Origin of the sequence: Serratia sp. SA088, from assembly GCF_049065515.1 — a bacterium.
In the GTDB taxonomy this organism is placed as follows: domain Bacteria; phylum Pseudomonadota; class Gammaproteobacteria; order Enterobacterales; family Enterobacteriaceae; genus Serratia; species Serratia nematodiphila.
In genome coordinates, this window is record NZ_JBAKGW010000023.1 from 1 (window position 1) to 3,354 (window position 3,354).

The window sequence follows — 3,354 nt, forward strand, 5'->3', positions numbered from 1 at the left end:
TTTCAATGCATTCATCCAGTCTGAACGTGAGATACCTAAGCTTTCGATTTTCCCGCAGTTCAGGCTCGAGTAGGCGGGCCGTTTAGCCGGCGTCGGGTACTGTTCGGTCGTGATGCCGTTTACCCGCGGTGATTTCTCCAGCACGCCCTGCGCCATCCCCTCGCTGAAAATCGCTTCGGCAAATTCGCTCCAGCTCACTTCCCTGTCGCCGCAGTAATGGTAAACCCCGCCYTCTGCCCGGCACTGCAGCAACCCGATTATCGCCTGCGCGATATCGCCCGCGTACGTCGGGCAACCGCGCTGATCGCTGACTATCCCCAGCACATCGCGCTCTTTCGCCAGCCGCAACATCGTCTTGACGAAGTTATTGCCGTATTCGCTGAAGACCCATGCCGTGCGGATGACGATCGCCTCAGGATGCGCGCCGGCCACCGCAATTTCCCCGTCAAGCTTGGTCCTGCCGTAAACGCCCAGCGGGTTGGTCACATCCGCCTCGCGGTACGGCGCCTGCGCCTGTCCGTCGAAAACATAGTCGGTTGAGACGTGGATCAACCGGCAACCGCTCTCCGCCGCCGCCTGCGCCAGGTTTTTSGGRCCCTGCTCGTTGATCCGCGCCGCCAGTTCGCTGTCGCTTTCCGCCTTGTCCACCGCCGTATACGCCGCCGCGTTCACGATAGCATCCGGCCGGTAATCCGCCACCACCTGCTTCACCCTGGCCAGATCGGTTATATCCAGGCTGTCGCTGTCCGTCGCCAGCACCTCCCACCCGGCCGGCAGCCGATCGCGGAAACAGCTGCCCAGTTGCCCTTTCGAGCCGGTCAACAGTATTTTCATTGCGCCAGTTCCCCGAGCAGTTTGCCCACCTTGTCYTTCTCCGACAGCAGCGGCTGGGTGACCGGCCACTCGATGCCGACCTGCGGATCGTTCCACARCAAGCACCCTTCGTGCGCCGGGTTGTAATAATCCGTGCACTTGTATTCAAAATCGGCGACGTCCGACAGCACCACAAAGCCATGGGCCAGGCCCGGCGGCACCCAGAACTGCGTTTTGTTTTCTTCCGACAGGATCACCCCTTCCCAGGCGCCGTAGGTCGGCGACTCCGGCCGAATGTCGACGGCGACATCGAAAACTTCGCCGCGCACCACCCGCACCAGCTTGCCCTGCGGATTAACCTTCTGGAAGTGCAAACCGCGCAGCACGCCGCGCGATGAACGCGAGTGGTTGTCCTGAACGAAGTCCAAATCAATGCCCAGCATGTCCTGGTAACGCTTTTTTTCAAACGTCTCCAGGAAGAAACCGCGGGCATCGCCAAACACCTTCGGCTGAATAATCTTCACGCCCGCAATTTTGGTATCCGTGACCTGCATGATTATTTCTCCACAATCAGCTGAGACAGATACTGGCCATACAGCGTCTTGCCGAGCAGCCGGGCCTCTTCCGCCACCTGCTCACGGCTCAGCCATCCCTTGCGGTAGGCGATTTCCTCCAGGCAGGCCACCTTGAATCCCTGACGCTTTTCGATGGTATGGATAAACTGCGACGCTTCAATCAGGCTGTCGTGCGTGCCGGTATCCAGCCAGGCGAAGCCACGCCCCAGCAGTTCAACGTTGAGCGCGCCCTTGTCCAGATACATCTGGTTCAGCGTGGTGATCTCCAGCTCGCCGCGCGCCGACGGTTTCACCTGTTTCGCCATCTCGACCACGTCGCGGTCGTAGAAGTACAGACCGGTCACCGCCCAGTTCGATTTCGGCGTCGCCGGCTTCTCTTCCAGCGACAGCGCGCGGAAGTTGTCGTCAAATTCCACCACCCCGAAACGCTCCGGGTCCATGACCTGATAACCGAAGACCGTCGCGCCCTGATTACGCTCCACCACGGACTCCAGCTTTTTGCCAAAGCTCTGGCCGAAATAGATATTGTCCCCCAGCACCAGCGCGCAGCTGTCGCCGTTGATAAACTCTTCGCCGATAATGAACGCCTGCGCCAGGCCGTCCGGGCTCGGCTGTACCGCGTAGCTCAACGACACGCCGAAACGGCTGCCGTCCCCCAGCAGGCGCTGGAACGCCGGCATATCTTCCGGGGTCGTGATGATCAGAATCTCGCGGATGCCGGCCAGCATCAGCACCGACAGCGGGTARTACACCATCGGTTTATCGTAAATCGGCAACAGTTGCTTGGACACACCGCGGGTGATCGGATACAGGCGCGTACCTGAACCGCCAGCTAAAACAATACCTTTCATTTTTGTCCCTTCGAAGTAATTAACGTGTCAGACCCAGGCGTTCGCCGGCATAGGAGCCGTCCTTCACGCGACTCCACCAGGCTTCGTTGGCCAGGTACCATTCGACGGTTTTACGAATGCCGCTCTCGAACGTTTCTTGCGGCTTCCAGCCCAGCTCCGCGTCAATTTTTGAGGCGTCGATCGCATAGCGCATATCATGGCCCGGGCGATCGGTCACGAACGTGATCAGCTCTTCRTACCGGCTCAGGTTGCCCGGCTTGTTCGGCACCAGCTCGTCCAGCAGGCGGCAAATGGTCTGCACCACGTCGATGTTCTTGCGTTCGTTGTGGCCGCCGATATTGTAGGTCTCCCCCACTTTGCCTTCGGTCACCACTTTGTACAGCGCGCGGGCGTGATCTTCGACATACAGCCAGTCGCGCACCTGCGCGCCGTTGCCGTATACCGGCAACGCCTTGCCGTCCAGCGCGTTCAGTATGGTCAGCGGGATCAGCTTCTCCGGGAAGTGATAAGGGCCGTAGTTATTGGAACAGTTGGTCACTATGGTCGGGAAACCATAGGTGCGCAGCCAGGCGCGCACCAGGTGATCGCTGGAGGCCTTGGAGGCGGAATACGGGCTGCTTGGCGCGTAAGGGGTCGTTTCGGTGAACAGATCGTCGGTGCCGTGCAGATCGCCGTACACTTCATCGGTGGAAATATGGTGGAAWCGGAACGCCTGTTTTGGCGCTTCGTCCAGGGTCAGCCAATATTGGCGCGCCGCTTCCAGCAACGTATAGGTGCCGACGATGTTGGTCTCGATAAAGGCCGCAGGGCCGTCAATGGAACGGTCGACGTGGCTCTCCGCCGCCAGGTGCATCACGGCGTCCGGCCTGAAGGTGGCGAACACGCGATCCAACGCCGCGCGGTCGCARATGTCCACCTGCTCAAACGCGTAGCGGTCGCTGTCGGCGATCGTCGCCAACGACTCCAGATTACCTGCGTAGGTCAGGCTATCCAGCACCAGAATGTGGTCATTGGTATCATTAATGATATGCCGGGCAACCGCCGACCCAATGAAGCCTGCACCACCGGTAACGATAATTTTCATAAAATCCTCTAAAACAACGCCTAGCTTCGTG

The 3,354-nt window shown here is 59.5% G+C and carries 4 protein-coding genes; all 4 read right to left on the minus strand.

Annotated elements, in window-relative coordinates; genetic code table 11:
* Positions 1 to 834, minus strand: an 834-nt coding sequence (gene rfbD, locus ACOWVD_RS25375) for a dTDP-4-dehydrorhamnose reductase (RefSeq protein WP_049242087.1), incomplete at its 3' end; no start/stop codon positions are given.
* A complete protein-coding gene (gene rfbC / locus ACOWVD_RS25380) occupies positions 831 to 1,367 on the minus strand; it encodes a dTDP-4-dehydrorhamnose 3,5-epimerase (RefSeq protein ID WP_049240167.1) in 537 nt (178 codons plus the stop codon). The genes rfbC and rfbD, both read right to left, overlap by 4 nt.
* Positions 1,368 to 1,369: 2 nt before the next feature.
* Positions 1,370 to 2,239, minus strand: a complete 870-nt coding sequence (gene rfbA, locus ACOWVD_RS25385; RefSeq protein WP_049240168.1) for a glucose-1-phosphate thymidylyltransferase RfbA — start codon at positions 2,237 to 2,239, stop codon at positions 1,370 to 1,372.
* Positions 2,240 to 2,258: 19 nt separating this feature from the next.
* Positions 2,259 to 3,323 (minus strand): dTDP-glucose 4,6-dehydratase, encoded by a 1,065-nt coding sequence (rffG, locus tag ACOWVD_RS25390; RefSeq protein WP_049240169.1) that lies wholly within the window; start codon positions 3,321 to 3,323, stop codon positions 2,259 to 2,261.
* Positions 3,324 to 3,354: the final 31 nt, after the last annotated feature.